We start from the raw sequence: 26308 nt of genomic DNA, 5'->3' as shown, positions 1-26308 counted from the left end.
GTCGTTGGACGGCAGCGCGAGTGCGGCGGAACGGTCCTACCGCGCGATCCGTGACGGCATCCTCAACGGCCTCCACCCGGCCGGCGCCATGCTCGGCGAGGAGTCCCTGGCCGCCGAGATCGGGGTGAGCCGCACCCCGGTCCGGTCCGCGCTGGCCCGGCTGCAGGACGAGGGCTGGATCGTCATCTACCCCAAGCGCGGCGCCCTGGTCCAGGGCCTGAGCGAGCGGGCGATCGCCGACCTGCAGGACACCCGCCTGGTCCTGGAGTCCGCCGGGGCGAGCCGGATCAGCGCCGAGGTCCGCGACGGCCTGGCCGAGCGGCTGCGCGCCTCGATCGTGGAGCAGCGGGACGCCTTCCGGGATCGGGACGTACGCCGTTTCATCGAGCTGACCATCGACTTCCACCGCGCGTTCGTGGCGGCCGGTGGCAACGACGTGCTGCTGGAGCTCAACGACCGGCTGGCCGACCGGCAGCGGTTCCTGCTGTTCTGCAAGGGCGACCACCTGCTCGCCCACTGCGACGACATCATCGCCGAGCACGAGACGCTGGTGGAGCGGCTGCACGCCGGGGACGCGGCCGGTTTCACCGAGGCGCTGCGCGACCACCTGGCCGACAACTACGTGCCCGGCCCGTGATCATCGCGCGGCCGGGCTGTTTTGCCGGGACCGCGCGGGGAAATCATCACCCCATGCAGCCAACTGAGCAGTACGGGACAACGATGCCGACCGAGCCTCTCCCGATCGCCCGGGTGAACGTCGGCATGACGGTCGTGGACGCCGCCGGCGAGCAGGTCGGCACGGTGACCGCCGTGCAGATGCCCGGAACCGGAGTGCACCCGGACGCCGTGGCCGGTGTCGCGGAGGCTCTGATGGCTTCCGGCTACCTGCGTGTCGACGGCACGGGCGCGCTCTCCAACGACGTCTACGCCGGCGGTGACCAGATCGCCACCAGCGAGGACGGCGAGCCGGGCGTGGTGACGTTGCGCGCCGGCCGGGACGATCTGCACCGCGCCACCGACTGACGTCATCCCCGGGTCGCGTGCCGGGCGGCCACCACCCCGGCCAGCACGAACACGCCACCGACCATCGCGAGGTAGGCGCCGTACGCTTCCGGCCGCGGCGCCACCCACAGTCCCGCCACCCCCGTGCTGACGTGGAATCCGCCGTGCACCGCCACCGCCGGCCACACCGAGCCGGTCCACAGCCGGAACGCGGTGGCGAGCAGCGCGAACCCCAGCGGCAGCAGCAGGAACACCAGGCGTTCGCCGAGGCTGTCGGCCCCGGACGAGGACAGCAGGTGCGGGACGGTGAAGACCAGCACGGACAGCGCGGTCACGCCCCGCGGTGACAGCCGCCCGAGCGCTGTCTGCACCAGGTAGCCGCGGAACAGCACCTCCTCCGGGATCGCCTGCAGCAGGAACGCCTGCGCCAGCATCAGCACCACGCCGAGCAGCACCGGTCCCCGCACGGCAGGCGCCGCGGTGGTCAGTCCCGCGGCGGCGGCGAGGGCGGTTCCGGCAGCGGTGCACGCGGCGGTGACGGCCAGGGCGGCGAGGCAGGCCCGCCAGGCGGGACGGCCGAGCCCGAGCGCCGCGACCGGCCGCCGGTCGACACCCCGGACCAGGGCGATCGCGAGTCCGATTCCGGTCACCGTGGCGCACAGGCACATCGCCAGCTTCTGCACCGGCCCGGGCGGGAGGAACAGCGCGACGGAGCCGGACAGCGCCGCGGTGAGCATCGCGACCAGCGTGAGCACGGCCCGCAGGGGAAGCGGCAGCCGTGGCCGGGGTGGGGCGATCGATGTCGTCGTCATGCCGAAGACGCTAGGGATCCACCGGTGGCGATACATCGCGCTGCGGTCATGGCCGAAAACCATGACTCGGGTCATGGGGGTGCCGCCCCTACCCTGAGCGGGTGGACACCAACCGGCAGGATCGGCCGCGACTGGTCAGTGTGCTCTTCGGGGGCTGCCTGGCCGCGCTGGCCGTGCTGCACACCGCCGAGCCCGGTCTCGCCGTCGGCAGCAGGTGGCTGCTGGCCGCGTTCCTGACGCCGATCGCCCTGTGCTGGCCGGCGCTGCGCTGGCGGCGCGGTTCCGGGCGCCGGCCGGCCACCGCCGCGTTCACCGTGTTCAGCGTGCTGGCGGCGATGGTCGACGGCACCGGCGTGAGCCTGTTCCTGATCCTGATCGCGCTGGCGAACATCACCCTCGCGTTCGGACTGCGGGCGGGCGTCGCGACCACCATCGCGCTGACCGCCGGGCAGTTCACCGGTCAGCTGCTGCTGGTGCACCGATCGCCGGGCGCGTCGGCGTACGAGGCCTTCGCCATCGCTCTCTACGGCGTCTTCGTGATGACCCTGGCGACCGCCGTGAACGAGGCCCGCGCTGCGCGCGACCATGCCGACCGCTTGCGGTCCGAGCTGGCCGAGGCCCATCAGGAGCTGCAGCGGTACGCCGACCGCGTGCACGAACTGGCCGTCGCCGAGGAGCGGGTCCGGATGGCCCGGGAGCTGCACGACTCGATCGGCCACCACCTCACCGTGATCAAGGTCGGCCTGGAGAACGCCGACCGCTGGCACGACCGCGATCCGGCCGCCGCCCGGGAGGACGTGCGCCAGGCCAGGACGCTGACCGGTGACGCGCTGCGGGAGATCCGCCGGGTGGTCCGCGCGCTGCGCCCGGCCTCGCTGGACGGCAGGCGGGGCAGCGCGGCGCTGCGCGAGCTGGCCCGGTCCTTCGACGGCACCGGGCTGTCGGTGGAGGTGCTGGTCGACGGCGAGGAGCGCCCGCTGGACGAGTCCCGCGAGGTCACGCTGTTCCGGGCCGTGCAGGAGAGCCTGACGAACGCGTTGCGGCATTCCGGCGGCAGCCGGGTCGCGGTGCGGTTGCGGTTCACCCCTGATGCGGTACGCCTGAGCGTCACCGACGACGGCCGGGGCGCCGGTGCGGCAGGGCCGGGGTTCGGCCTGACGTCGCTGGCCGACCGGGTCCGCGCGTCGGGCGGCGCGCTGCGTACCGGGGACACCGCCGACGGTTTCCGGGTCTGTGTGGACCTGCCGGAGCCGGCATGACGATCCGGGTGCTGCTGGTCGACGACCAGGATCTGATGCGCCGGGGCCTGCAGCGGCTGCTCGAGCTGGAACCGGGCATCGAGGTCGCCGGCACGGCCGCGTCCGGGGCCGCCGCGCTCGTGCTGCTGGAGCATCTCGAGGTGGACGTGGCCCTGGTCGACGCGCGGATGCCCGGCATGACGGGCGTGGAGCTGATCGCCCGGCTGACCCGCGACCGTCCGGCGGTGAACGCGCTGCTGCTGACCACGTTCGACGAGGACGAGTTCGTGTTCGGCAGTCTCCGCGCGGGCGCCCGCGGGTTCCTGCTCAAGGACGCCTCCCCGGAGGCCCTGGTCGCCGCGATCCGTACCGCCGCGCACGGAGGCACGGTGATCGACGGCCAGGTCGCGCCGCGGGTGCTGGCCCACGTGGGCACTCCCCCACCGGCCCTGCCCGCGCTGTCCACCAGGGAGGACGAGGTGGCCCGGCTCGTCGCGACCGGCGCCTCCAACCAGGAGATCGCGAACCGGCTGTTCCTCACCGAGGGCACCGTCAAGAACCACGTCTCCGCCGCGCTGCGCAAACTCGGCCTCCGCGACCGCACCCAGCTGGCCCTGGCCTACTCGCGCGCCGCGGAGCGGTGACGAAACCACACACCGGGTCACGCGAGCGCGTGGTCGACGGCCTCCTCCGGCGTCGTGGCGTGGTGGATGCCGCCGACCGGGGTGCCGTCGGCGGCGACGACGCGCCAGCCACCGAGCGAGACGACCGGGACGTCGCCGCGGCGCAGGGCGAGGGCGATCTCGCTGAGGGTTCCCCAGGAGCCGCCGACGCTGATCACGGCGTCGGCGCTCCAGACGATGACCGCGTTGCGCGCCTCGCCCATGTTGGTCACGATCGTCGCCGACAGGTCCGGCGACGATCCTTCGGCGCTGTCGCCGGGCCGGATGCCGATGACGAGGCCACCTTTCGCGCGGGCGCCGGCGGCGACGGCGGCCATCACGCCGGTTCCGCCGCCGCAGACGACGACGGCGCCCCGTTCGGCGAGCAGCTCACCGACCCGGTGGGCGTCGGCGGCGTCCGCGGCGGTGCAGTCCCGAGGTCCGCAGACGGCGATCTGACGAGGCATGCGTGTCCCTTTCGGGTCATAAATAGTGGAAAGGGGGCCAAGTACGGTCTGACGCGTTTTCGGCTCTGAGGCGACGGGAAAGCTCAGATCAGGAACGGACAGACCATCCGGTACGGTCCGGAAGCACGCACCCTTTGGAGCCTCCCATGACGACCACCTCTCCGGTTGACGGCACCCGCAGCGCCCACCTCACCGGCCACCACGAGACGCACCACGCGCGCCCGCACGGCGCCGAGACCAAGCCCTCGTGGAAGACCACTGAGCTGTTCGTCTATCTCGCTGCGGTGGTCGGCGTGCTGATCGCCTCGCAGACCGTCGGCGACGGCGCGGCGAACAACGGCGCGGACTACTTCGCCGCCGACAAGGCCTGGTTCTACATCACGCTGCTGAGCATCGGCTACATGATCAGCCGCGGTCTGGCGAAGGCCGGCAGCCGCAGCCGCGACTTCGACCCGCGCGAGCGCTGACGACGAAACGGCACACCCTTTCCCCGTACGCGGAAAGGGTGTGCCGTTTTGTCAGCGCCGCGCCCGGCGCTTCTCGATCGCGTCGACCACCTTCTCGCCGACCTCCGCGCGGGCCTTGCGCAGCAGGAAGATCGACAGCACCATGCTGACCAGCATGGCGATCAGCGCCCGCAGGAAGATGTCGATCCCCAGCGGCAGCGCGGTCAGCACGGCGAAGACCGCCAGGAAGACGCCCAGCCGGGCGAGGGCGAGAAACAGCACGGAACGCATCGGCCCATCATGCCCCACGGCCCGCCGCAGCCCCGTCCGGCTGCATATACATCGGGTTTATACATCGTGTGTATAGTGGCCGGCATGTCAGTCAGCTTCGCCCTGCTCGGGCTTCTCGAGGGCGGTCCCCGCCACGGTTACGACCTGAAACGCTCCTACGACGAGGCGTTCGGGCGCGACCGGGCGCTGCACTACGGCCAGGTGTACGCGACGATGGCGCGCCTGCTGAAGAACGGGCTCGTCGAGGTCGAGTCGGAGCCCGGCGACGGCCCCGACCGCAAGCGGTACGCGATCACCGACGCCGGCATCACCGATGTGGCCACCTGGCTCGGCCAGCCCGAGAAACCCGAGCCGTACCTGCAGAGCACGCTGTACACCAAGGTGGTGCTCGCCCTGATGACCGGCCGCGACGCCGCCGAGGTGCTGGACGCCCAGCGCTCCGAACACCTGCGGATGATGCGTGACCTGACCCGCCGCAAGCTCGACGGCGACCTGGCCGACGAGCTGATCTGCGACCACGCGCTGTTCCACCTGGAAGCCGACCTCCGGTGGCTGGAGCTCACCGCCGCCCGCCTGGACCGCCTCGCCGCGAAGGTGCGCGCGTGACCGCCGCCCCGGGCAGCCCCCGGCCCGTGCTGACCGCCGAGGACCTGCACCTGAGCTTCGGCGAGACGCAGGCGCTGCAGGGCGCGTCCCTGTCGGTGTACGCCGGTGAGGTCCTCGCCCTGATGGGCCCGTCCGGCTCCGGCAAGTCCACGCTGCTGCACTGCCTCGCCGGCATCCTCACGCCCGAGTCGGGCAGCGTCCGCTACGGCGACCGTGACCTGGCCCGGATGTCCGACGCGGAACGCAGCACCCTGCGGCGCGGCACGTTCGGGTTCGTCTTCCAGTTCGGGCAGCTCGTCCCCGAGCTGACCTGCCTGGAGAACGTCGCCCTGCCGCTGCGGCTGGCCGGCGCCGGCCGCCGGGACGCGCACCGCCGCGCCGCCGCCTGGCTGGACCGCCTCGAGGTCGCCGACGTCGCGGACAAGCGGCCCGGCCAGGCCTCCGGCGGCCAGGGACAGCGCGTCGCGGTGGCCCGCGCCCTGGTCACCGAACCGACGGTGATCTTCGCGGACGAGCCGACCGGCGCCCTCGACTCGCTCAACGGCGAGCTGGTGATGAAGCTGTTCATCGCCGCGGCCCGGGAGACCGGCGCCGCGGTGGTGCTGGTGACGCACGAGCCGCGGGTCGCCGCCTACTCCGACCGGGAAGCCGTCGTACGCGACGGCAAGGTGCGGGAACGGGAGCTGATCCGGTGACCGGGCTGCGCAGATGGATCTTCGAGCTGACGCTCGGGGCACGGATGAGCGTGGCCGGCGGCAGATCCGGGGTGCTGCGGCTCGGGCTGATCGCGATCGGCGTCGGGCTGGGCGTCGCGGTGCTGCTCGGAGCGGCGACCGTCCCGGCCGCGATGGCAGCCAGCAACGTCCGCACCGGCGCCCGCGCCATCGATAACCAGGCGGAGGTGCCGCGCGGCGACGGGACCATGCTCACGGCGAGCGTCGGTAGCCCGTACCACGGTCAATCGATCGACGGTGAGATGCTGCAGCCGGAAGGCGGCCGCCCACCGCTTCCACCAGGGGTTTCCCGGATCCCGGGGCCCGGTCAGATGGTGGTCTCCCCCGCACTGGCGACGCTGCTGGCGCAGCCGGACGCCGCACTGCTGCGCGAGCGGTGGGACGCCGAGGTGGTCGGCACCATCGGGGACGAGGGCCTGTCCGGGCCGGCGGAACTCTTCTTCTATCTGGGTACGGACAAGCTGACCCCCGACACCGCCGTCCGCATCCGTGAGTTCGGCCCGCCCGGCGCGATCGCCGAGGGCGACATGGTGCCGATCTTCGTGCTGCTCACCCTGGTCGGCATGGTCGTGCTGCTGATCCCGGTGATGGTGTTCATGGCCAGCGCCGTCCGGTTCGGCGACCAGTCCCGGGACCGCCGCCTGGCCGCGCTCCGGCTCGTCGGCGCCGACGCCGCGATGACCCGCCGGATCGCCGCCGGCGAGACCCTGGCCGGCGCGGTGCTCGGCCTGCTCGTCGGCGGGCTGCTCTGGTTCGGCGGGATCGTGCTGGCCAACCGGTACGGCACCGGCAGCCTCAGCTTCTACCTGTCCGACATGCGCCCGGTGCCGCTGCTGGTCGCCGCGATCGTGCTCACCGTGCCCGCCGTCGCCGTCACGGTGACCCTGTCGGCGATGCGCCGGGTCGTCGTCGAACCGCTCGGCGTGACCCGGATGAGCGTCACCATCCGCCGCCGGCTGTGGTGGCGGCTCATCCTGCCCATCCTCGGCCTGGTCCTGCTCTGGCCGCTGTACCAGGGCATCGACGAGACGTCCTCCGGCTACGAGATCCAGGTCGTCGCCGGCATGGGATTCCTGCTCACCGGCATCGCGCTGCTGCTGCCGTGGCTGGTCGAGGCGGTCGTACGGCGGCTCGGCGGCGGCAGTCCCGCGTGGGAACTGGCCGTACGCCGCCTGCAGTTCGACAGCGGCACCGCCATCCGCGCCGTCTCCGGCATCGCCGTCTCGGTCGCCGGAGTGATCGCCATGCAGGGCATCGTCACCGGCATCGACTCGCTGTACGGCAGCCCCGGCGGCACCGGACAGGTGCGCTACGGCACCGCCGTCCTGCCGATGACCCCACTGCCCGACCGGGACTGGGCCGCCGCCCTCGACGCCACCCCCGGCGTCCGCGGATACCAGATCCTCCACATCGTGCAGGCCGGCGAGCAGGCCCGGCTGCGGATCGGCGCGTGCCCGCTGCTCCAGCAGCTCGCCGAAGTCGGCGAATGCCGCGACGGCGACGTGTTCGCCCTCGACGGCGCCGAAGCCGGAAAGACCTACAAGCTGGGCGACGCGGGCATCCCCTGGACGGCGCCGCCGACGACCCGGGTGGTGGGGCGCGCCGTGGACGAACCCTCCCTCGGCGAGAATCTCCTGGTCACCCCGGCCGCGCTGGCCGGTGTCAAGGTCCCGGCGGACAGCACCAGCTACTACGCCGCCCTCGACCCGGGCGATCCGAACGCCATCGAGCATCTGCGGAACACCGCCGCCCGGCTCGACCCGCAGGCGTTCCTCTACATGTACGACAACAGCATGGTCCGCGACGCCCTCGCCGGCATGCGGGACGGGCTGCTGGCCGGCGCGGTCGCCCTACTCGTCCTCATCGGCGCCAGCATGATCGTCAACGTGATCGAGCAACTCCGCGAACGCCGCCGTGTCCTGGCGGTCCTCGCCGCCTTCGGCACCCGCCGCCGGACACTGGGGGGTTCGGTGCTGTACCAGGTCGCCATTCCGGTCGTCCTCGGCATGGTCCTCGCCGTCACGGTCGGTACGGGGCTGGCGTCGGCGCTGATGGTGGCGATCGAGGCGCCGGTGACGGTCGACTGGTTCGGCATCGGGGCGACGTCGGGGATCGCGGCGCTGGTCGTGCTCGGGACCACGGCGGCGGGCCTGCCGGTCCTGTGGCGCCTCACGGCGGCCGGCAACCTGCGCAACGAGTGACGGTGGCCCGCGGGGAGAGGGGTTGGCTGTCTCGCTCGGGGGTAGAGGCGTGCTGACTCTCTCACCCGCGGGTCGAGGAATCCGGCTATCTCACCCGGGGGAAGGCGTGCCGGCTTTCTCACCCGCGGGTCGAGGAATCCGGCTATCTCACCCGGGGAACAGGCGTGCCGGCTTTCCCACCCACGGGACAAGGAATCCGGCTATCTCACCCGGGGAACAGGCGTGCCGGCTTTCCCACCCACGGGACGAAGGATCCGGCTGTCTCACCCGAGGGAACAGGCGTGCTGGCCTTCTCGCCCTCGGGACGAGGCATCCGTTTTTCTCGCCCCTCTGAGCTAGCTTTGCTGCGCTTCGCTCCGCGGGCAAAATGCCCCCTTTGAGTTGGTGTCGAGCCAGGCTATTTTCCGCCGCCCAGCAAAGACCACTGGGCGTCGGAAAATAGTCTGTCTCGACACCAACGGGCATTTTGCGGGCAGTTCTGTGGATACGACCTTGCGTAGACTACGGGGGTGATCAACGGCCGCACCCGCACCCGCCCTACCTGGACACACCTCAGTGGCCACGGGGGCGTGACGGTCACGTGGCTACGAAAAGTTTTGTGTTCGCCAAGTCGCCGTGGTCCGCGGTGCGGTGGCCAGGTGACGTGAAGCCCCGTAGTCTGCGGCGCGCGTGGTCACGTAACGGTGAAGCCCCGTGGTCTGCGGTGCGCGTGGCCACGTGACGTAAAGCCTCGCAGTCTTCAGTGCGGGCGTGGCCACGGAACAGTCCCGCAAAATGCCGTTGGTGTCGAGACAGGCTATTTTCCGCCGCCCAGTGGTCTTTGCTGGGCGGCGGAAAATAGCCTGTCTCGACACCAACTTAGAGGCATTTTGCCCGCGGAGCGAAGCGCAGCCAGCTAGCTCAGAGGGGCGAGAAAAACGGATGCCTCGTCCCGCGGGTGAGAGAGCCAGCACGCCTGTACCCACGGGTGAGAAAAACGGATGCCTCAATCCCCGGGCAAGAAAGCCAACACGCCTCAACCACCGGGCGAGACAGCCGGACACCTCAACCCACGGGCCGTTGAGTTGCCGATGGTTCGGCGCGCGGGGCGGGACGGGGCCGACAATGCGGCTGCCCGTCTACGTCTGGCCCAGGTCCGCGCATGTCTGTTCGTCGGGGAGCAGTGGGCGGATCACCGTGCCGGACGGGTGGGTGGTTTCGGTGAGCAGGCGGCACGGCTCGGTGCCGGTGGGGTCCAGGATGGCGTAGCGGGCGGGGACATATTCGCCGGTGTCCGTGCCGCTCGTGTGGAGAGTGTCGGTGAAGGCCAGGATCCGGCCGCGGATTCCGCCTTCGCGGGCTTCCGGGCCGGCCACCACGGTCTCGTGGCTGCCCTGGTCGTCGGTGATGCGTACGGTCAACGTCCCGGCGTCCACGATGTCGTCGCGCCCGTGGACGCGCCCGTGGAACAGGCCGGCTCGGGCCGCGATGCGGTACAGCTCGTCGATCCGGGCCGCGGGCACCTTCCGGACCCGGGCGGTCAGCGGGCCGTCGCGCAGCACCGCCGTGCCGTCCGCGTACAGGATGTACTCCGGCAGCATCCACCGGTCGAGTGCCGTCGCCAATCCCGGCACCCGCTCCACCACCACGATCGCGCCGACCGGCTTCTCCGGCGGCCGGGGTGGCGGTTCGATCCCACAGGCGACGATCACGGTCAGCAGCGGTACGGCGTACAGCAGCGCTCGTCGGCCCATCCCGCTCCGACGCCCGCCGGCTCGGGGCGGTTTCAGGGAGTGAGGGTGAAATCGAGGTCGCGCGGGTCGTACCAGCGGCCGGCCGCCGGCTGGTCGAGCAGGCGGCCGGTCCAGCGCAGCCGGACCCGGTCGGGACGTACCTCGACGAGTTCCGCCTCCCGCCACGGCTCACCGTCGGGGGTGCGCACCCACCAGGGCCGGGCCAGGGCGGCCGATCCGGTCGAGCGCACCAGGTCGTACGCCTCCGCCCGGTCCTGAACACCGGCCAGCGGCGCGCCGAACACCGTCTCGGCGTGCCAGCCGCCGGCTGTGGGAACGAGACGGCCCAGGATCTCCCCGTCGTCGCGGACGACGTCCTCCGGCGCGGGGATCCACGGCCACTTTTGCGGATCGCCGTGGTGATGGCGTCCGTGGACGCACGCAGCCAGGCGATGCCATCGTGTTCGGCGACACTCCCCTGGTATTCGTCGGCGTCACCGGGCTACCTGCCACCCACGTCCGGCGGAGTGCGCGGGTCGCGCGGGGCATGGCCCGTGTCCGCGCCGACGAGGACCGGCGGCCCGAGAGGCTGTCCGGCGATCCGATGGCGGCAGTGGGTCAGCGTCCTGATTCGCAACGGACTGCGCTGACCGATCCGGCCGGTGGCAGCCACCGGGACTACCAGGGCTCGGGCTGCGCCACGTCCGGGCCGCCGGAGTGAGGTGTCGCGACATGGTTCTCGGCGGGTTCCGGCAGGGCCTGGACGCAGGCGGCCGAGCAGGCGTTGACCAGCAGCGGCAGCACGTCCGTGGCCACCAGCAGTGAGATCCACACCTGCCGGAGACGGGCCGGGCCGACCGGTCCGGAGCAGACACTGCACGACCGGATCTCCTCGGTGCCCCACACGCCCGGGTCGAGGCGGTCCAGCTCCGGCGGGCCGGACGGCTGCAGGCGGGGGAACGGATGGCGGTACTTGTAGTTGCCGTACAGCCCACGGGTGCTCACCGTGCTGCGGCGCAGACGTGGGCAGCGGGTCAGCTCGTACGGGAACCAGTGCAACGACCGGGAGGTGTACGGCTCGAACGTCTCCAGGCTCGCCATCGCGCCGATCTCCGGCGGGATCCGCACCAGCGGGCTGCCGTACAGCACGAGTTCCCGCACCCGGGTCAGCCGGGCGATCGTCGGCGGCAGGGTCACCAGGTCCTGGCGTTCGGCCGGGGTCAGGTCCACCAGCGGGCGGAAGATCTCCCTGCCGTCGGCCGCGGCCTCGTCGATCAGCTCCAGCATCCGCCGCCATCCCGGCAGCGACGTGTCCTGCCGCTCCCCGTGAAACCGCACCGGGCCGCCGTCGAAACAGGCCTCATCGGCCCGGATCGGCCCCGACCCCGCCGTATCCGCTGCGAACCGGTTGTGGACCACGTGGGGTGGCGGCTGATCACTCATGGTGACAGCGTATCGACGTACGGAGATCCGAGGCGGCGGGAGGGCCGGCGTGGACGCCGGTGCCGCGTTCGTGGCGGAGGCCGGCGGCGGCGATGAAACGGGCGGCGTCCGGGAGGACCGGATGGGAGCCGATCCGGTCCACCGCCATGCGCCGGATCGTACGGTTGAGGCGGCCGGAAGCCCTTGTCACGGCGGGCCAGTCCCAGGCGGCGGGGTCGCCGAAGTGCTGCTTTGTCTCGTACCACCGGGTGGCGCGCTTCTCGGTGTTGTGGTTGGTGTTGCTCCATCGCAGTTCGCGGGTGTCCAGCGCTCGCCCGTGGTGCAGACCGATCAGCCCCCAGGCCTCGCAGTGGTGGCGGAACGTCGCGTCGCCGAGCGCTCCCGGGTTCAGGTCGATCCGGGTCATCGCGGGAGACGGTCCCGTGCCGGGCACGAACAGGGCCAGGAAGGCGCCCGGGACGATCGCCGTGGGACTGCCGAACTCGCGGATCTCCCGGTCGGGCTCGGAGTAGGCCTCGAACACCCGGAACACGCCGAGGTCGAAGACGGCGGTCAGGACGTCGGGCCCGTCGTCGTCGGTGGCGTAGAAGGTCAGGTTCGGCATGCGACGACTATCCTCTGTGGAGGAGGGGGCATGGCGCTGTTCGACGAGAAGTATGCGGCTGATCCGCATCCGGCTCTGGCGGAGTTGCGGCGGGCGGGGCCGGTGCACCGGGTGGTCTCCCCGGCGGGGGTTCCGTTCTGGCTGGTCACACGCTGGGATGAGGCGCGGCGGGTGCTGACCGACCCGTCGCTGTCGAAGCAGCAGCCGGTCGGCGGGCTGCCGCCGGCGTTGCGGGCGGCGCTGTCGACGCAGATGCTGCTGCGTGATCCGCCGGATCACACCCGGCTGCGGCGGCTGGTGTCGGCGGCCTTCACCGCGCGGCGGGTGCGGGGGTTGGAACCCGAGATCGTCCGGATCACCGACCGCCTCCTGGACGACCTGGCCACGGCGGAGGCGCCGGATCTGATCGGCCGGTTCGCGGTGCCGTTGCCGTTCGAGGTGATCGGTGAGCTGCTCGGCGTGCCGGTGGAGGACCGTGACCGGTTCCACGGCTGGTCCGGCGTGATCATCACGGGTGGGTCCGGGCCGGCGGAGATGGCGGGGGCGATGGCCGAGATCGTCGCCTACTTCCGGGAGCTGCTCGGACGCAAGGCGGCACAGCCCGCGGACGATCTGCTGAGCGCGCTGCTCGAGGTGGCCGAGGACAGTGACCGGCTGAGCGGTGACGAACTGGTCGGCATGGCGTTGCTGCTGCTGATCGCGGGCCACGAGACCACGGCGAACCTGATCGGCAACGCGGTGTTCCTGCTGTCCCGATGGCCGGACCGGCGCGAACGATTACGGGACGATCCCGGTCTGCTGCCGGCGCTGGTCGAGGAGGCGCTGCGGCTGGCGAGCCCGGCGGCGACCAGCACGTACCGGGTCACCACCGGGCCGACGACGATCGGGGCCACCACGATACCGGCCGGTGAGCAGGTGCTCGTGTCGCTGCTGGCGGCGAACCGGGACCCCGACCGGTTCACCGCCGCGGACACGCTCGACCTCGACCGCGGTGATGCCGGGCATCTGGCGTTCGGGCACGGTGTGCACTTCTGCCTCGGCGCGCCACTGGCCCGGCTGGAGGCCCGGATCGCGCTGGGCCGGCTGCTCGCCCGATTCCCCGGCCTCCAGCCGGCGGTGCCCCCGGAACAGCTCCGGTGGCGGTCCGGCCTGCTGATGCACGGCCTGGCGGCACTCCCGGTCCGGCTGGGCCCGCCGCACGGGTGAGGTCAGTCGGCGGGCGGGTCGGCCAGCGGCCAGCCGCCGGCGGCCAGGTGGGCGGCGACACGGACGGTGTCCTCGGGGGCGGCAGATTGCAGGACCGTACTGCTGATCATGGTTTCGATGTCGGCGGTGGTGATCGGATCGTCCGACTGCTGCGACTGCTCGGCCAGGGCGCGCGCGATCTGGCGGACCTCGGTCTCGGTCAGTTTGCGGCGCAGCAGGCCGAGCAGGGCCACGTAGTCGCGGCGCGGGACGCCGTCGGGATAGCCGGCGCGCAGCCACTCGACGGCGCGGGCCACGAAACCGGCGCGTTGTTCACTCATTCGCCCACCAGGATGGGGAGTTCGGCGCCGAGACCGGTGGCCACGATGTACGTCAGGCCCAGCAGGACGCCGGCGAGGACGATGCCGAAACAAAGGTACGCGGTGACCGTACCCCGCAAGCGTCGTTGATCGTGACCCCCGGAAGCCAGCGAGCGGATGCCGACGGCGAACAGGGCGGGCAGGCCGGCGCCGAGGATCAGGCCGGCGGCGAGGACCTTCCAGGCGCCGTCGAGGGCGAGTTGCAGGGTGCTCATGCGGGAACCTCCGTCTTCGGCCGGGGCGAGTCCTGCCAGTCGTCGTTGACGTTGGTGTGGTCGACCGGGGTACGCCGGGACCGCGCCCACATCAGCCCGGTCAGCAGCAGCAGGATCGCGAAGACGACGAAGGCGTGCAGCGTGTCGCCGATCCACCACAGCAGCGCGCCGGCCAGCCCGGCCGCCGGCAGGGTGATCAGCCAGGCGAGGATCATGCGGCCGGCGACCCGCCAGCGGACCTGCGCGCCCGGTTTGCCGACCCCGCTGCCCAGGATCGAACCGGTCGCGACCTGGGTGGTGGACAGCGCGAACCCGAGCTGGCTGGACGACAGGATGACGGCGGCGGACGCCGACTCCGCGGCGAGACCTTGCGGTGGGGCGATCTCCACCAGACCCTTGCCGAGGGTACGGATGATCCGCCAGCCACCCAGATAGGTGCCGAGGGAGATCGCCAGCGCGCACGACACCTTCACCCAGAACGGGATGCTGCCGGTGTCGGTCCACTCGCCGGACGCGATCAGCGCGAGGGTGATGACACCCATCGTCTTCTGCGCGTCGTTGCTGCCGTGGGCCAGCGACACCAGGGAGGCGCTGCCGATCTGTCCCCAGCGGAACCCGGACTCGGTGAACCGCTGCGCCACCCCCACGGTGATCCGGTAGATCATCCAGGTGCCGGCCGCCGCGACCACCCCGGCGATCAGCGGGGACATCACCGCGGGCAGCAGCACCTTCCCGGCGACGCCGTCGAGTTTGCTCCCGTCGCCGGTCCACTTGACACCGGCCCAGCCGAGACCGGCGACGGCCGCGCCGATCAGGCCGCCGAACAGCGCGTGCGAGGAACTCGACGGCAGGCCGAGCAGCCAGGTGAACACGTTCCACACGATCGCGCCGGCCAGCCCGGCCAGCACGATCAGCAGCAGCGCCGCCCCGTCGTCGGCGAGCAGTTCGGGTTTCGGGGTTCCGTCCGGGTTCTGGATGCGTACCACCGCGTTCGTCACCGTCAGGGCGACCTGGACGGAGAGGAACGCGCCGATGAGGTTCAGCACCGCTGACAGCAGCACCGCCACCTTCGGACGCAGCGCGCCGGTGGCGATCGAGGTCGCCATCGCGTTGGCCGTGTCGTGGAAGCCGTTGGTGAAGTCGAAGCCCAGGGCGGTGATGACCACGAGAATGAGGATCACTGATGTCTCGGTCACGGATCGAGCGTTGCCCCGGCCGGCCACCACTATCCAGCTCCGGACGATGCCAACTGAAGAGTTCGTTCACCGGCATGCGAACGTTCACCGGAGGATCAGCCACTCACGGGTTTCTCTCGCGCGTGTATCGAAAACCGCGTACGCCACCGCAACAGCCGTTCGGCTTCGATGACCGTCATGACTTCGCTCTCACAGCAGGGTTCAGGCAGGCGGCAGCTGCTCCGATGGGGCGCGATGGCGGCCGGCGTGCCGGTGGTGGACGCCGTCCGCAACCTGGACAAGGGCAGCGTGGACCCGAACATCCCGGGCCGCAACCCGGGGCGCGGCTTCATCGGGTACGCCTCCGGCGACGGTTCGCCACCGCGCCCGACCTGGTCCGGTTCGCGGAGGCGCTGCGCGACGGCACGCTGCTGGACCGGCCCTACGCCGATCTGTTCGCCGGGGCCCGGCAGCCCGGCCCGGAGCCCCGGTCGTTCGACGGTTACACGATGCCGGTCAGCATCGTCAACGGCCAGTGGGTCTTCGGGCGTGGCGGCGGAAACGGCGGTGTCGGCGCCGACTGGAGCGTCTACCCCGACACCGGCCGGGTCGGCGTGGTCCTCAGCAACCGCGACGGGGTGCCGCTGCTCGACATCCTCCTGCGGCAGGCCGCGGCCATCACCGGCGCGCCCGTCGAACCCCCGGGCGGCGGCTGATCCCGCCCTGCCCACCCCGGCCGAGGAGCTGCACCGACGCCGTGATCAGGGCTGACGGGGGCGGCGGCGCAGGTGGCGGAGACGGGAGCGGAGGCGTTCCTGGAGCAGGTCGGCCGCCTCCTGCATGGTCTCGCCGACCGCGTGCACGTGGACGCCGGTTCCGTCGACGTCGGCCTGGACGTCGATGCGATCCCCGTACGCCGTGCCGTCCAGGGTCAGCCGGATCCGCAGCACCGGCGCCGGGGCGTGGTGCAGGGCCGCCAGAACCTTGGCCCGGGCGTACTCCCCGGCTTCCTGCGTGACGTGGCCGTAGGTGTGGACCTGCGGTTCGACTGCCAGATCGGTGACGGTCATGGTCGCCTCCATCGGGTTCGTGCGTACCCTCACGATGCTCCGCCGGAGATCCCTTCCGTCAGGGCCGGAGGGCCCGTCCGTGTCTCGAAACCGTTCTCCAGGTAGAGCGCGGTGCCGGCGGCCCGGGCCCGCAGTGCCGCCGCGATCCGCCGGGCCAGCAGCTCCGGGAGCCTCGCAGCGGCCTCCTGCTCGGTGCACCACGCCCAGCCGCGCAGTTCCTCGGCCGGCACCCGGATCCGCGCGGCCTGCTCCGGGGTGAGGGTCCCGCCGTCGAACAGCATCATCAGGCCCTCGGTGCGCCCCTTCCGCGGCGGAACCCAGTCGGTCACCAGCAGCCGTCCGGGGCGCAGGTCGAGCCCGAGTTCCTCGGCGAGTTCCCGGGTGACGGCGGTGAGCGGCGACTCGTCGGCCTCGACCGCGCCGCCCGGGATCTCCCAGTAGTCCTTGTAGGCCGGTTCGACCAGCAGCACCCGCCCCCGGTCGTCGGTGAGCAGCGCGCCGGCGCCCATCCGTTTGCGCGGCAGCGTGGCGGTGTAGTCATCGGGCACCGGCCCAGGCTAGTCGCCGCTCACCCGGCGTTGAAGTTGTCCTCGACGTCGCGTTCCAGGTGCCGCATGGTCTCGGCGAGCAGTTCCCGGGACCGGGTCTCGCCGTCCGGGCCGGGCGCCTCCACCTCGGCGTGCAGGACGCTGCCGCCGGCCGGGGCGTCCTCCACCCGGGCGCTGCCGTGCACCCCGCCGCCGGGCAGGTTCCACCGCAGCCGCATCTCGGCGGGGACCACCTCGACCTCGCACTCGTGGGTCGCCGAGCCCGTCGCGACCCGTACCCGGCCGTCGCCTGCCGCCTCGGCGCTCATGCCGCGCGGAAGCCACCGGGTGATCCGATCAGGATCGGTCAGCACCCCGAAGACCACTTCGGCGGGCGCGTTGAACTCGAATCGGTCGCTGATGTGTGACTGCATGCGTTGCGCATTCCCCGTCAGCGGGAGTCCACACCGGTTCCGCGGCGTGTCACCTCGGCGGCGGCCTCGTGGACGGCGGGGGCGAGCGCGTCGGTGATGACCGCGTAGCCGGCGCTGGACGGATGGAACCGGTCGGCGCTGAACAGGTCCGGGTCGGCGGCGAACGCGACCGACGTGACGCCGCTGACGTCGGCGATCCGGGCGCCGGCGGCGGTCGCCGCGCGGATCTGTTCCTGCCGGAGCGCCTGGCTGCCGCTGCTGACCAGCATCCGGAACTGCGGCGGCACCCACGGGACGACGCTGAGGTCGGGGGCGGGCGCCACCACCACGGCGGCGCCGGCGGCCCGCAGGTCACGGACGGCGGCGCCGAGCAGGGTGGCGGCCTGCCGGGGCGGGACGAGATGGGTGAGATCGTTCGCGCCGATGATGATCAGCGCGAGGGCCGGGCCGGCGGCGACGGCCCGGCTGACCTGGGCGGCGAGGCCCCGGCTGTCAGCGCCGGGAACAGCGAGGACCCGCAGTTCACAAGCTTCTCCGGTACGGGTGAGCGCCGTGACCAGACGTGCTCCGATGGTGTCGGCCGGGCGTGCGGCGCCCTGCCCGTACGCGATCGAGTCACCGAGGATGGCGAAACCTATTGTCACGGATTGTGCAACATCGGCAGCGGCCGCACCGTTCCAGCGCAGACTCCCGCGTGACCGGTATCACTAGACGATTTACGGTAATATGTCGGGTTGTGGAGGAGCGGGGCGAGGTCGATCACCAGGCGTTGTTCCGGGCCGCGCCGACACCGCTGCTGGCCCTCGACACGGACCTGGTCATCATCGACGCCAGCGACGCGTACCTGACCTCGACGATGCGCGACCGCGCCGACGTGGTGGGCCGGCCGGTGTTCGAGGCGTTCCCCGACAACCCGGACGATCCGGAGGCGAGCGGGGTGAGCCGGCTGGGCGCGTCCTTGCGGCGGGTGCTGCGGGACCGGATCACCGACGTGATGCCGATCCAGAAGTACGACGTCGTACAGCCCGGCGGAGGTTTCGCCACCCGTTACTGGGCGCCGGCGAACGCGCCGGTGTTCGGCCCGGACGGGGAGCTGCGGTGGATCGTGCACCGGGTCGAGGACGTCACCGCCTACATGCGGGCCGAGGCGGACGACACGGCGGCGGCCGCCGAGGTCTTCGCCCGGCACGCGCTGGAGGAGCGGAACGAGACCCTGCACGTCCTGATCGACAGCCTGGACACGGCGGTGGTCGGCTGTGACGCGGAGGGCGTGCCGGCGCTGTTCAACGACGCGGCCCGGCGGCTGTTCGGCGATCTGCTCGACGGTGTGCCGATCGGCCGGTGGGCCCGGGAACTCGCGGTGCACGACCCCGGCGGCCGGCGGGTGCCCGCGCGGGACCTGCCGATGACCAGGGCGCTGCGCGGTGAGCCGGTTCGGGACGCCGAATTCGTGATCGGGTTCCCCGGCGCGCCCCGGCGGCACTTCCGGGTGAACGCCCGGCCGGTCACCGGGCAGCCCGGCCTGGCGGCGGTGATCGCCCTGCACGACGTGACCGCGCACCGCCGTGCCACCCGTTACAAGCAGTGCGAACTCGAGGTCGCCCGGCTCACCGCCGGATCGGGCCCGCGCGACGAGGTGCTGGCCGGCGTCGTCGCGTCCATCGGCACGGTGGCCGGCTGGGCGGCTGTGGAGCTGTGGACCGTCGACGACGTCGCGCACGTGCTGCGCCGGGCCACCTGCTGGGCAGCGCCGGGGTTCGAGACGCCGTGCCACCGGCGCGACACGCTGGCGTACGGCAGGGGTCTGCCCGGGCAGGCCTGGCAGACCGCCGCCCCGGTGTGGGCCGCGAACCTGCCGGAGGATCCGGACGCCGGTGGCGGACCGCCGCACTCCGGCCTGGCGATCCCGCTGCCCGGCGCGGACGTCCTCGCGGTGCTGGTCTGCTACAGCGACACGGTCGAGGATCCGGACGCCGCCAGCACCGCGACGCTGACCGGGATCGGCGCGCTGATCGGCGAGTTCCTGACCCGGCGGCACGCCGAGCATCTCGCCGCCGAGCTGGACCGGTCCCGTGACGAGTACATCTCCCTGGTCGGCCACGAGCTGCGCACCCCGCTGATGAGCATGCAGTCCTGCGCGGGCCTGCTGCTCGACGAACCGGACGTGCCCGAGGACCAGCGGTCGCTGTTGGAGGTGATCCAGCGCAACACCACCACCGTCCACACCATCGTGACCAAGCTGCTGGACGTCGCCGGCATGCGCGCCGGGCACATCGACCTGCACCGGCAGCCGGTCGATCTGGCCGCCGTCGTGCACGCCGCGGTCCGGGCCCGGGCCACCGCCGTGCCGATCGAGACGAGCATCCCGGCGGCCGCGCCCCTGGACGGCGACCCGGCACGGTTGCGGCAGGTCGTCGACGAACTGCTGTCGAACGCGCTGACCTGGGCCGCTCCGGGCAGCGCCGTCCGTGTCGAGCTGCGCACCGAGCCGGGCACGGTCAGCCTGGCGGTGTCCAACACCGGCAACCGGATCTCCGCCGAGGACCGGGAGCGGCTGTTCGACATGTTCTTCCGCAGCGACGACGCCCGGCACGGCGGCATCCCGGGGACCGGGCTGGGACTGACCATCGCCCGTACGATCATCGAAGGTCACGGCGGCGCCCTCACCGTCAGCGAACCGGAGGCCCCGGCCACCACCTTCACCATCCGCCTGCCCGCGCGGCTGCCGGAGCGCCATCCCGCCGCCCGCCGGCCGTCGAGGACACTCGGTCCATGACATCCGAGACACGACGGACCGTGGTGGCGGCGCTGCTGGAGCTCGCCGCCGGCACGAGTTTCCGCGACCGGGCGGACGCCGGCCGCGCGCTGGCCGTCTTCGCGGACCTGCCGGAGACGCATCAGCCGCTGGTCCGGCTGGTCGTCGACGCCGGGAACACCTACGTGACCAGGGTGACCGCCGAGGCGCTGCTGCGCCGCCGGGACGCCGCCGGTCTCGCCATCGTCGCCACGGCGCTGGCCGACACCGACGACAACCACGCCGACTGGATCCACACCGCGATCCTGGACGTCTTCAGCATCTACGCCGACGAGCGCGACGCCGCCGTCCGCCTGTGCGAGGAGCTGGCCGGCCGCCCCGACGACCGCCTGCAGCGCGGCGCCACTCACCTGATCAGGTCGCTGACCAGCTTCACCCCGGTCCTGCACCCGGTCACCGATCCGGAGTAGACCGCCGGCCGTCGCTAGATGGCAATGATTTCCATTTACATAGGGACGTGCTACCTTGCGAGCGCGAAAACGAGAGTCGTTTTCAAATAGCTCGTGAAGGGAGACGATGCGTGAAGAGACCCTCCCCAGGGGTCGCGTCCACTCTCGCCGGTCTCACCCTGGCCGCGGCCACGCTGATCAGCGCCGCCCCCGCCCTCGCGGCGGACCGCGTGGTGCTGGCCAAGGGCCACACCGACGCGGTCGACGTGCACTACGCGGACGGCAGACTGTCCTTGAAGGTCAAGGACGACACGGTGAGCCCGGCGGTGGTCCGGGACCCGGCGGACGTCACGTTCCAGGTGCTGCCGGCGGCCGGGACGACGGTGCCGGACCTGCCCACGTTCTCGTTCCTCGGAGCGCCGGGCAGCCGGATCTGGATGCTGCCGCAGGTGCAGGACCAGGCACTGTTGTGGCCGGGCTGGAACACCACGACCCTCGGCTCCGGTGTCTTCGCCGGGGACAAGGTGTCGCTCAGCCTGGTCGGGGTGGACGGTCCCGGTGACGTGACCTTGTTCGACACGAACTCGCTCGGCACCCCGAACATCAAGTTCCGCAGCAACGACGGCCTGCCCGACAAGCTCGACGTGCCGGTGCACACGCACGCCCACGCGGGCTGGGTGTTCTCGGCGCTCGGCACGTACACGCTGAGGTTCCAGGCCGACGCCACGCTGAGCAACGGCACGACGGTGAGCACCGGGCCGGTCGACTACCGGTTCGTGGTCGGTGACCTGCAGGGCGGCGGTGACCTGAGCCTGAGCATCGCCGGGATGGCCGAGGGCGATTACCAGATCGGCGACACCGTCACGCTGCAGGCGGTGCAGTCACCGCAGGGTCCGCTGACCAAGTACCAGTGGTTCGTCAAACGGTACGGCGACCAGGACTTCTCCCCGATCGCGGGCGAGACCGGGGCGTCGTACGGTTTCACCGCCACGCAGGCCCTCAACGGCAGCCAGTACGTCGTCAAGCTCTACGACGGCGCCACGGTGAAGGCGACCAGCGCCGAGTCCTGGCTGTGGGTGGCCGCCCCGCCCGAGGGCAGCAGCGCCGCCAAGTCGGTGACCGCCACCATCAACGCCTCCGACGGCGCTCTCGTGATCAGCGTCGATCCGGGGCACCGGGCCGTGACCCTGCCGGCGGCGACACTGTCGGCAGCCGGTGACCGGTGGGAGAGCAACGGCGCGCTCCAGCCCGTCACGGTCACCGACACCCGTGCCGCCCAACCTGGTTGGACGGTGTCCGGGCAGGTCGCGGACGGGTTCTCCACCTCCGACGGCAAGACGTTCGCCGGCAGCTACCTCGGCTGGACGCCCAGCATCACCACGCAGGGCGACAAGCAGGGCGTGATCGCCGGTCCGGTGTCGGCGCCGTACGTGCCCGGCCAACCCGACACGGGCCTGGGCGGCAGCGCGGCGCTGGCGGCGGCGCCGAACGGCAAGGGTCTGGGCACCGCCCAGCTCGACGCGGCTCTGAAGCTCAGCGTCCCGACGAACACGGCGGCCGGCACCTACACCGGCACCCTGACCCTGACCGCCATCTGAGACGTCGCGGGGCGGTTGGTCCCCCTGGCCGCCCCGCGACCCCGGTCGCGAGAAAGACCCCTCATGCTCACGCACGCCACCGCGGCGGTTCTGGCCGCCGTCCTCCTCGCTCCCGTGCCCGCGGACGACCCGCTGACCTGGTCGGTCGCGCCGTCCGGGCCGAAGGGGCCGAACGGCCGCCCGGCTCTGGACTACAAACTCGACCCCGGCGCCACCGTCACCGACCACGTCGCGGTCACCAACCACTCGAAACGCCCGCTCACGCTGCGCCTCTACGCCAACGACGCGTTCACCACGGCGGGCGGCGGCTTCGACCTGCGGGCCGGCAGCGCCGCGCCGACGGACGCCGGAAGCTGGATCAGAATCGGCCGGCCGACGATCACTCTGCCGTCGAAGTCGCGGCTCGTGGTCCCGTTCACCGTGACCGTCCCGGCGAACGCGACCCCCGGCGATCACGCGGCCGGGGTGGTCGCCTCACTCGCCGCCGCGACCTCGGACGGCAACGGCAACCAGGTCACCGTCGATCATCGCGTCGGCGCCCGCGTCTACCTGCGCGTCACCGGCCCGCTGCGCCCCGAACTGACCGTCACCGACGTGCGGATAACTGCCGCGACGTCCTGGAACCCGCTGAAGCTGCCGCGCCTCACGGCCGCTTTCACCATTGAAAACCGGGGGAATGTACGGCTACGCGCCCTGCCCCGGGCTGAGGCGTCGGGCCCGTTCCCCTTCTCGGGCGGACGCGCCGCCGACGGCCCGCCGATCCCCGACCTCCTGCCCGGCGCCGCCCTCCGCACCGAGATCACCCTCGACGCGGTGCCGCCGCTCTTCCGCTCCACGCTCGACCTGTCGGCGATCCCGTCCACCGCCGACGGCCGCCCGATCGACCCGGCGCCCGTGGTCGCCCGTGCCCAGCACACCGTCTGGCTGATCCCGTGGCCCCAGCTCGCCACCCTGGCCCTGGCCGCCGTTCTGATCACCGCTTGGCTGTTCTCCCGGCGCCGCCGCAGGGCCCGCTTCCAGGCCGCCCTGGCCGCCGCCGAACAACGTGGCCGCGCCGCCGCCCACAACCCGTCCAGCGTGTCGAGTTCGGGCGCGCATGACGGCCGAACTCAACACACCGACCGGGAAGCCGACCAGCCCCAGCCCGAGGCCGGCAGCCCACCCAGCGTGTCGAGTTCGGGCGCCCTTGGCGGCCGAACTCAACACACCGACCGGGGCGCCGACCAGCCCGAGGCCGGCAGTCCGTCCAGCGTGTCGAGTTCGGGCGCGCATAGCGGCCGAACTCGACACGCTGAGCCGGGCGCGGAGCGGGCCGGCCGTGAGCAGCCCGACGAAACGGAAGGAACCTGATGACTGGCAGGACACGGTACGGCCTGCGCAAGGCTGCCCGGCACACCGTGGTGACGGCCACCGCCTCGCTGGTGGCACTTCTGCCCGCGCCGGCCCTGGCCGCCGGCGCCGAACCCGAACCGGGCGGCGCCGACCTCGTCGCTCTGACTCTCGACGGCGGCGACCTGGAGATGACGTTCCGGGACGGTGCGGGGGCCGAGGCTGATCCGGCGACGTTGCGGTTCACCGCCCGGAACGGGCCGGTCGGGGTGGTGCCTGAGGATCCTGCGTTCGCGTTTCTCGGTACGGCAGGGACTCCGGTGTGGTCGCTGTGGGATGACGGCTCTCGGTTTCCCGCGTTCGACACCACCGGTGTCGACCCGGCCGAGGTCGTCGGCGGCACGGTCGGCCTGGAACTGGTCGGCGTCGAGGGACCGGGCACGTTCGCCGCCTACATCCTGTCGGCGTGGGGGCGGCCGACGCTGCTGCTGGACAGCGACGGCCGGTCGAGTGCCACGTTGCCGGCGGGTCGCCGTACCGGAGGGGTGGTGTGGCTCTTCGACGCCCCCGGCGAGTATCAGGTGACCTTGCGCGCGACCGCCCGCACCGGCGGCAAGAGCCTTCGGGACGAGGTCACCTACTCGGTCACCGTGCCCGGGCATGGCGGGGTGAGGAAGACGGCCCCGGCCGCGCGGGAGGAGGCTGCCTCCGGCCCGGCGCGGCTTGGAGCGGCAACCGGCCCGGCGCAGGCCGGTGCGGCAACCGCTGTACCGGCGGCAACGGCGGCCGGGGCGAACGCCGCCGCGCAGAACGCGACCACCGAGGGCAAGGCCGCTGCGGAGAAGGCGGGGAAGAAGGTGATCTCTGACGGGCACGTCGACATGGGACCGAATCTCAGTGGCGGCACCCTGACGATCCGGCTCAAGGATGACGCGACCACTCCCCCGACCTGGCGGGAACTCGCCGACGTCACGCTGAGGGTGACCGAGAAGGCCCGGATCGACGTCCCGGCCGGCAGCGGTTACGCGTTCCTCGGCAAGGCCGGTGACAAGGTCTATCTGCTCCCCCAGTCCCAGCAGTCCGGGATCGTCTGGCCCGGCTGGAACACCCAGCACGACTCGGTCGTCAACGGCACCAAGGGCAACGTCACCTGGCAGCTCAAGGGTGTCACCGGCCCCGGCGCGTTCACGTTGTTCCTGACCGGCTCGTTCGGCACGCCGGATGTCGTGTTCGACTCGGCGAAGTCCCTGCCGCAGCAGCTCGCCATCCCGCCGAACACGCACGCGCACGGCAACTGGGCGTTCACCAAGGCCGGCGTCTACAAGCTCACCGTCGCGATGACCGCCACCACGACCGGCGGCAAGACCGTGTCGGACACGAAGACCCTGACCATCGCGGTCGGCGACTCGACCGGCACCGGCACCGGAGGCGGCTCCGGCACTGGCACCGGCACCGGGGGCGGCGGCACCAGCACCGGCGACGACAGCGCCGGCACCGGCAGCGACCTGGCGAAGACCGGCACGGACATCGTCTCGATCGCCGGCGGGGGCACGCTTCTGCTCGCCACCGGCGCCGCCGTGGTCGTCCTCACACGACGGAGGCGCTCCGAGTCCACTACCGAGCCTTCCTAATGAAAATGAAAACCATTAAGGTCGACAGCGGCGCGGCGATCGTACGCCGCATCAATCCCGAGGAGATCCCCTTGCGCAAACCCCTGCGCCTGCTGATCGGCGGTGGCGTCCTCGCCGCCGCGCTGTTCGGCACCGCCCTGCCCGCCCAGGCCACGCCCGGCGTGGTCGTCCTCAGCTCCGGCCACGTCGACATGATCGACATCGCGCTGGAGGACGGCGCCCTGGAGATCGGCGTCCACGACGAGACCGTCGAGCCCGACGTCGAACGCGAGGTCGACGACGTCGTCTTCCTCGTGAAGAACGCCGCGAGGACCACCGTCCCGGACAACCCGGCGTTCGGGTTCCTCGGCGCCGCCGGCAAGCCGACCTGGATCCTCCCGGAGGTCCAGAACGAGAACCTGCTCTGGCCCGGCATCTCCACCGAGGAGGTGGACGCCTCCGCCGTCTCCCTCAGGGTGGAGAAGGTGACCGGCCCCGGCCGGCTCGCCGTGTTCACCGAGGACGCGGTCGGCACCCCGGACGTGCTGGTCAACAGCGCCGACGGCCTGCCCGACGCGATCGCCCTGGACGCCGGCACGCATGTGCACGCGAGCTGGGCGTTCTCGAAGGCCGGCGTCTACCTCGTCAAGGTCCGGGCCACCGCCACCCTGGCCGGTGGCAGCACCGTCACGTCGGCTCCCGCCGTCTACCGGGTGGTGGTGCAGCCGTGAAGCGGATCCTGACCGCCACCGCTCTGACCGCCGCCCTGGTCGTGGCCGCCGGTTCGCCCGCCTATGCCGCGACCACCCTGACCAGCGGCCACGTCGACATCCTGGACGTCGACTACAGCGCCGGCGCCCTGGTCCTGTCGGTCGGTGACGAGACCGGCGGCGCCCTGGTCGAGCGGAACCCGGCGGACGTGGTCCTCCAGGTTCCGGCCGCCGCGAAGATCACCGTGCCGGCCGGCAGCGCCTGGTCGTTCCTCGGCGCCGCCGGCGGGACCGCGTGGGTGCTGCCGCAGGGCAACACCGGCGGGCTGCTCTGGGGCGGCTGGAACACCGGCGAGGTCCCGTCCGGGGTGCTGCAGAACAACGCGGTGACGTTCAAGCTGCACAGCGTCTCGGGTCCCGGCCAGTTCAGCGTCTACACGGTCTCGGCCGGTACGCCGACCAGGCTGTTCGACTCCTCGGACGGGCTGCCGGACACCCGGGCCGTCACCTACAACGCGCACAGCCACGCCAACTGGGGCTTCACCCGGGCCGGCACGTACACCGTCACCTTCGAGGTCACCGGGAAGCTGCTGAGCACCGGCGCGACCGTCACCACCGGCACGAAGGCGTACACCTTCACCGTCCTGCCGTGA

31 protein-coding genes are annotated in these 26308 nt (G+C 72.0%); 17 read left to right on the top strand and 14 right to left on the bottom strand.

Annotation, left to right across the window (positions count from 1 at the left end; all coding sequences use genetic code 11):
- Nucleotides 1–4: 4 nt before the first annotated feature.
- A complete protein-coding gene (locus ACZ3II_RS33430; protein ID WP_465522849.1) occupies nucleotides 5–637 on the top strand; it encodes a GntR family transcriptional regulator in 633 nt (210 codons plus the stop codon).
- A gap of 53 nt (nucleotides 638–690) precedes the next feature.
- Nucleotides 691–1023, top strand: coding sequence for a hypothetical protein (locus ACZ3II_RS33425; RefSeq protein ID WP_465522847.1), 333 nt, complete (start codon nucleotides 691–693; stop codon nucleotides 1021–1023).
- 2 nt (nucleotides 1024–1025) lie between these two features.
- Here ACZ3II_RS33425 and ACZ3II_RS33420 read toward each other — a convergent pair whose 3' ends face one another.
- Entirely contained in the window at nucleotides 1026–1814 is a 789-nt protein-coding gene (locus ACZ3II_RS33420) for a lysostaphin resistance A-like protein (protein WP_465522845.1), read from the bottom strand.
- 101 nt (nucleotides 1815–1915) lie between these two features.
- Between ACZ3II_RS33420 and ACZ3II_RS33415 the strand changes: the two genes are divergently transcribed.
- Together ACZ3II_RS33415 and ACZ3II_RS33410 are read left to right on the top strand one after the other, a co-directional pair.
- Nucleotides 1916–3073, top strand: coding sequence for a sensor histidine kinase (locus tag ACZ3II_RS33415; RefSeq protein WP_465522843.1), 1158 nt, complete (start codon nucleotides 1916–1918; stop codon nucleotides 3071–3073).
- Entirely contained in the window at nucleotides 3070–3696 is a 627-nt protein-coding gene (locus tag ACZ3II_RS33410) for a response regulator (protein WP_465522841.1), read from the top strand. Before ACZ3II_RS33415 ends, ACZ3II_RS33410 begins: the two co-directional genes overlap by 4 nt.
- A 17-nt stretch (nucleotides 3697–3713) precedes the next feature.
- Here ACZ3II_RS33410 and ACZ3II_RS33405 read toward each other — a convergent pair whose 3' ends face one another.
- Complete coding sequence (locus ACZ3II_RS33405; protein ID WP_465522839.1) at nucleotides 3714–4181, bottom strand: TIGR00725 family protein; 468 nt, start codon at nucleotides 4179–4181, stop codon at nucleotides 3714–3716.
- Nucleotides 4182–4327: 146 nt separating this feature from the next.
- Between ACZ3II_RS33405 and ACZ3II_RS33400 the strand changes: the two genes are divergently transcribed.
- Nucleotides 4328–4648: a hypothetical protein gene (locus tag ACZ3II_RS33400; RefSeq protein ID WP_465522837.1), complete on the top strand. Its 321-nt coding sequence runs from the start codon at nucleotides 4328–4330 to the stop codon at nucleotides 4646–4648.
- A gap of 51 nt (nucleotides 4649–4699) precedes the next feature.
- Here ACZ3II_RS33400 and ACZ3II_RS33395 read toward each other — a convergent pair whose 3' ends face one another.
- On the bottom strand, nucleotides 4700–4918 hold the full coding sequence (locus ACZ3II_RS33395; protein WP_465522835.1) for a DUF4229 domain-containing protein: 219 nt from the start codon (nucleotides 4916–4918) through the stop codon (nucleotides 4700–4702).
- A gap of 84 nt (nucleotides 4919–5002) precedes the next feature.
- Here ACZ3II_RS33395 and ACZ3II_RS33390 point away from each other — a divergent pair, with 84 nt between their 5' ends.
- Genes ACZ3II_RS33390 through ACZ3II_RS33380 form a run of 3 tightly spaced genes read left to right on the top strand, consistent with a single transcriptional unit; the run spans nucleotide 5003 to nucleotide 8459 of the window.
- Entirely contained in the window at nucleotides 5003–5524 is a 522-nt protein-coding gene (locus ACZ3II_RS33390; protein WP_465522833.1) for a PadR family transcriptional regulator, read from the top strand.
- Nucleotides 5521–6219, top strand: coding sequence for an ABC transporter ATP-binding protein (locus ACZ3II_RS33385; RefSeq protein ID WP_465522831.1), 699 nt, complete (start codon nucleotides 5521–5523; stop codon nucleotides 6217–6219). Before ACZ3II_RS33390 ends, ACZ3II_RS33385 begins: the two co-directional genes overlap by 4 nt.
- Complete coding sequence (locus ACZ3II_RS33380; RefSeq protein ID WP_465522829.1) at nucleotides 6216–8459, top strand: FtsX-like permease family protein; 2244 nt, start codon at nucleotides 6216–6218, stop codon at nucleotides 8457–8459. Before ACZ3II_RS33385 ends, ACZ3II_RS33380 begins: the two co-directional genes overlap by 4 nt.
- A 1118-nt stretch (nucleotides 8460–9577) precedes the next feature.
- Here ACZ3II_RS33380 and ACZ3II_RS33375 read toward each other — a convergent pair.
- From ACZ3II_RS33375 to ACZ3II_RS33360, 4 genes are all read right to left on the bottom strand, one after another.
- The gene (locus ACZ3II_RS33375; RefSeq protein ID WP_465522827.1) at nucleotides 9578–10192 is read right to left on the bottom strand and encodes a hypothetical protein; all 615 of its coding nucleotides are present in this window, start codon (nucleotides 10190–10192) and stop codon (nucleotides 9578–9580) included.
- A 32-nt stretch (nucleotides 10193–10224) separates the two neighbouring features.
- Nucleotides 10225–10476, bottom strand: coding sequence for a hypothetical protein (locus ACZ3II_RS33370; RefSeq protein ID WP_465522825.1), 252 nt, complete (start codon nucleotides 10474–10476; stop codon nucleotides 10225–10227).
- 373 nt (nucleotides 10477–10849) lie between these two features.
- Nucleotides 10850–11614 carry a leucine-rich repeat domain-containing protein gene (locus tag ACZ3II_RS33365; protein ID WP_465522823.1) on the bottom strand — a complete coding sequence of 255 codons (765 nt, stop codon included), beginning with the start codon at nucleotides 11612–11614 and terminating at the stop codon, nucleotides 10850–10852.
- Nucleotides 11607–12218 (bottom strand): hypothetical protein, encoded by a 612-nt coding sequence (locus tag ACZ3II_RS33360; RefSeq protein ID WP_465522821.1) that lies wholly within the window; start codon nucleotides 12216–12218, stop codon nucleotides 11607–11609. The genes ACZ3II_RS33365 and ACZ3II_RS33360 overlap by 8 nt, the downstream gene beginning before the upstream one ends.
- 30 nt (nucleotides 12219–12248) lie before the next feature.
- Here ACZ3II_RS33360 and ACZ3II_RS33355 point away from each other — a divergent pair, with 30 nt between their 5' ends.
- Complete coding sequence (locus ACZ3II_RS33355) at nucleotides 12249–13424, top strand: cytochrome P450 family protein (RefSeq protein WP_465522819.1); 1176 nt, start codon at nucleotides 12249–12251, stop codon at nucleotides 13422–13424.
- 2 nt (nucleotides 13425–13426) lie between these two features.
- Here the strand turns inward: ACZ3II_RS33355 and ACZ3II_RS33350 are convergent, their stop codons facing one another.
- Genes ACZ3II_RS33350 through ACZ3II_RS33340 form a run of 3 tightly spaced genes read right to left on the bottom strand, consistent with a single transcriptional unit; the run spans nucleotide 13427 to nucleotide 15194 of the window.
- Nucleotides 13427–13744, bottom strand: coding sequence for a DUF3349 domain-containing protein (locus tag ACZ3II_RS33350; RefSeq protein WP_465522817.1), 318 nt, complete (start codon nucleotides 13742–13744; stop codon nucleotides 13427–13429).
- Complete coding sequence (locus ACZ3II_RS33345) at nucleotides 13741–13998, bottom strand: hypothetical protein (RefSeq protein ID WP_465522815.1); 258 nt, start codon at nucleotides 13996–13998, stop codon at nucleotides 13741–13743. Before ACZ3II_RS33345 ends, ACZ3II_RS33350 begins: the two co-directional genes overlap by 4 nt.
- Entirely contained in the window at nucleotides 13995–15194 is a 1200-nt protein-coding gene (locus ACZ3II_RS33340; RefSeq protein WP_465522813.1) for an inorganic phosphate transporter, read from the bottom strand. The genes ACZ3II_RS33345 and ACZ3II_RS33340 overlap by 4 nt, the downstream gene beginning before the upstream one ends.
- 224 nt (nucleotides 15195–15418) lie before the next feature.
- Between ACZ3II_RS33340 and ACZ3II_RS33335 the strand changes: the two genes are divergently transcribed.
- Nucleotides 15419–15889 (top strand): serine hydrolase, encoded by a 471-nt coding sequence (locus tag ACZ3II_RS33335; protein ID WP_465522811.1) that lies wholly within the window; start codon nucleotides 15419–15421, stop codon nucleotides 15887–15889.
- 45 nt (nucleotides 15890–15934) lie between these two features.
- Here ACZ3II_RS33335 and ACZ3II_RS33330 read toward each other — a convergent pair whose 3' ends face one another.
- The 4 genes from ACZ3II_RS33330 to ACZ3II_RS33315 are packed head-to-tail and all read right to left on the bottom strand — an operon-like array spanning nucleotide 15935 to nucleotide 17848.
- A complete protein-coding gene (locus tag ACZ3II_RS33330; protein WP_465522809.1) occupies nucleotides 15935–16243 on the bottom strand; it encodes an HPF/RaiA family ribosome-associated protein in 309 nt (102 codons plus the stop codon).
- Nucleotides 16244–16272: 29 nt separating this feature from the next.
- Nucleotides 16273–16791, bottom strand: coding sequence for an NUDIX domain-containing protein (locus ACZ3II_RS33325; RefSeq protein ID WP_465522807.1), 519 nt, complete (start codon nucleotides 16789–16791; stop codon nucleotides 16273–16275).
- A 20-nt stretch (nucleotides 16792–16811) separates the two neighbouring features.
- Entirely contained in the window at nucleotides 16812–17204 is a 393-nt protein-coding gene (locus ACZ3II_RS33320) for an SRPBCC family protein (protein WP_465522805.1), read from the bottom strand.
- Nucleotides 17205–17221: 17 nt separating this feature from the next.
- Nucleotides 17222–17848 (bottom strand): GDSL-type esterase/lipase family protein, encoded by a 627-nt coding sequence (locus ACZ3II_RS33315; RefSeq protein ID WP_465522803.1) that lies wholly within the window; start codon nucleotides 17846–17848, stop codon nucleotides 17222–17224.
- A 92-nt stretch (nucleotides 17849–17940) separates the two neighbouring features.
- Here ACZ3II_RS33315 and ACZ3II_RS33310 point away from each other — a divergent pair, with 92 nt between their 5' ends.
- The 7 genes from ACZ3II_RS33310 to ACZ3II_RS33280 all read left to right on the top strand — a co-directional run bounded on the left by ACZ3II_RS33310 (nucleotide 17941) and on the right by ACZ3II_RS33280 (nucleotide 26308).
- Nucleotides 17941–19980 (top strand): PAS domain-containing sensor histidine kinase, encoded by a 2040-nt coding sequence (locus ACZ3II_RS33310; protein ID WP_465522801.1) that lies wholly within the window; start codon nucleotides 17941–17943, stop codon nucleotides 19978–19980.
- Nucleotides 19977–20429 (top strand): hypothetical protein, encoded by a 453-nt coding sequence (locus ACZ3II_RS33305; protein ID WP_465522799.1) that lies wholly within the window; start codon nucleotides 19977–19979, stop codon nucleotides 20427–20429. The genes ACZ3II_RS33310 and ACZ3II_RS33305 overlap by 4 nt, the downstream gene beginning before the upstream one ends.
- Nucleotides 20430–20539: 110 nt before the next feature.
- On the top strand, nucleotides 20540–22006 hold the full coding sequence (locus ACZ3II_RS33300) for a choice-of-anchor M domain-containing protein (protein ID WP_465522797.1): 1467 nt from the start codon (nucleotides 20540–20542) through the stop codon (nucleotides 22004–22006).
- 63 nt (nucleotides 22007–22069) lie between these two features.
- Complete coding sequence (locus ACZ3II_RS33295; RefSeq protein ID WP_465522795.1) at nucleotides 22070–23356, top strand: WxL protein peptidoglycan domain-containing protein; 1287 nt, start codon at nucleotides 22070–22072, stop codon at nucleotides 23354–23356.
- Complete coding sequence (locus ACZ3II_RS33290) at nucleotides 23356–24966, top strand: TIGR03773 family transporter-associated surface protein (RefSeq protein WP_465522793.1); 1611 nt, start codon at nucleotides 23356–23358, stop codon at nucleotides 24964–24966. The genes ACZ3II_RS33295 and ACZ3II_RS33290 overlap by 1 nt, the downstream gene beginning before the upstream one ends.
- Nucleotides 24967–25037: 71 nt before the next feature.
- Nucleotides 25038–25676: a choice-of-anchor M domain-containing protein gene (locus tag ACZ3II_RS33285; protein ID WP_465523356.1), complete on the top strand. Its 639-nt coding sequence runs from the start codon at nucleotides 25038–25040 to the stop codon at nucleotides 25674–25676.
- Complete coding sequence (locus ACZ3II_RS33280) at nucleotides 25673–26308, top strand: choice-of-anchor M domain-containing protein (RefSeq protein ID WP_465522791.1); 636 nt, start codon at nucleotides 25673–25675, stop codon at nucleotides 26306–26308. The genes ACZ3II_RS33285 and ACZ3II_RS33280 overlap by 4 nt, the downstream gene beginning before the upstream one ends.

The organism is Actinoplanes sp. NPDC019969 (genome assembly GCF_055562375.1).
Note: the sequence above shows the minus strand (reverse complement) of the source record. Positions and strands in the feature narration are given on the sequence as shown.

Coding starts and splice junctions, on each gene's coding strand:
- ACZ3II_RS33345 (WP_465522815.1), bottom strand. CDS start 13,998: ATGAGCACCCTGCAACTCGCCCTCGACGGCGCCTGGAAGGTCCTCGCC.
- ACZ3II_RS33425 (WP_465522847.1), top strand. CDS start 691: ATGCAGCCAACTGAGCAGTACGGGACAACGATGCCGACCGAGCCTCTC.
- ACZ3II_RS33360 (WP_465522821.1), bottom strand. CDS start 12,218: ATGCCGAACCTGACCTTCTACGCCACCGACGACGACGGGCCCGACGTC.
- ACZ3II_RS33375 (WP_465522827.1), bottom strand. CDS start 10,192: ATGGGCCGACGAGCGCTGCTGTACGCCGTACCGCTGCTGACCGTGATC.
- ACZ3II_RS33355 (WP_465522819.1), top strand. CDS start 12,249: ATGGCGCTGTTCGACGAGAAGTATGCGGCTGATCCGCATCCGGCTCTG.
- ACZ3II_RS33410 (WP_465522841.1), top strand. CDS start 3,070: ATGACGATCCGGGTGCTGCTGGTCGACGACCAGGATCTGATGCGCCGG.
- ACZ3II_RS33420 (WP_465522845.1), bottom strand. CDS start 1,814: ATGACGACGACATCGATCGCCCCACCCCGGCCACGGCTGCCGCTTCCC.
- ACZ3II_RS33290 (WP_465522793.1), top strand. CDS start 23,356: ATGACTGGCAGGACACGGTACGGCCTGCGCAAGGCTGCCCGGCACACC.
- ACZ3II_RS33335 (WP_465522811.1), top strand. CDS start 15,419: ATGGGGCGCGATGGCGGCCGGCGTGCCGGTGGTGGACGCCGTCCGCAA.
- ACZ3II_RS33405 (WP_465522839.1), bottom strand. CDS start 4,181: ATGCCTCGTCAGATCGCCGTCTGCGGACCTCGGGACTGCACCGCCGCG.
- ACZ3II_RS33365 (WP_465522823.1), bottom strand. CDS start 11,614: ATGAGTGATCAGCCGCCACCCCACGTGGTCCACAACCGGTTCGCAGCG.
- ACZ3II_RS33350 (WP_465522817.1), bottom strand. CDS start 13,744: ATGAGTGAACAACGCGCCGGTTTCGTGGCCCGCGCCGTCGAGTGGCTG.
- ACZ3II_RS33390 (WP_465522833.1), top strand. CDS start 5,003: ATGTCAGTCAGCTTCGCCCTGCTCGGGCTTCTCGAGGGCGGTCCCCGC.
- ACZ3II_RS33295 (WP_465522795.1), top strand. CDS start 22,070: ATGCTCACGCACGCCACCGCGGCGGTTCTGGCCGCCGTCCTCCTCGCT.
- ACZ3II_RS33400 (WP_465522837.1), top strand. CDS start 4,328: ATGACGACCACCTCTCCGGTTGACGGCACCCGCAGCGCCCACCTCACC.
- ACZ3II_RS33395 (WP_465522835.1), bottom strand. CDS start 4,918: ATGCGTTCCGTGCTGTTTCTCGCCCTCGCCCGGCTGGGCGTCTTCCTG.
- ACZ3II_RS33320 (WP_465522805.1), bottom strand. CDS start 17,204: ATGCAGTCACACATCAGCGACCGATTCGAGTTCAACGCGCCCGCCGAA.
- ACZ3II_RS33330 (WP_465522809.1), bottom strand. CDS start 16,243: ATGACCGTCACCGATCTGGCAGTCGAACCGCAGGTCCACACCTACGGC.
- ACZ3II_RS33305 (WP_465522799.1), top strand. CDS start 19,977: ATGACATCCGAGACACGACGGACCGTGGTGGCGGCGCTGCTGGAGCTC.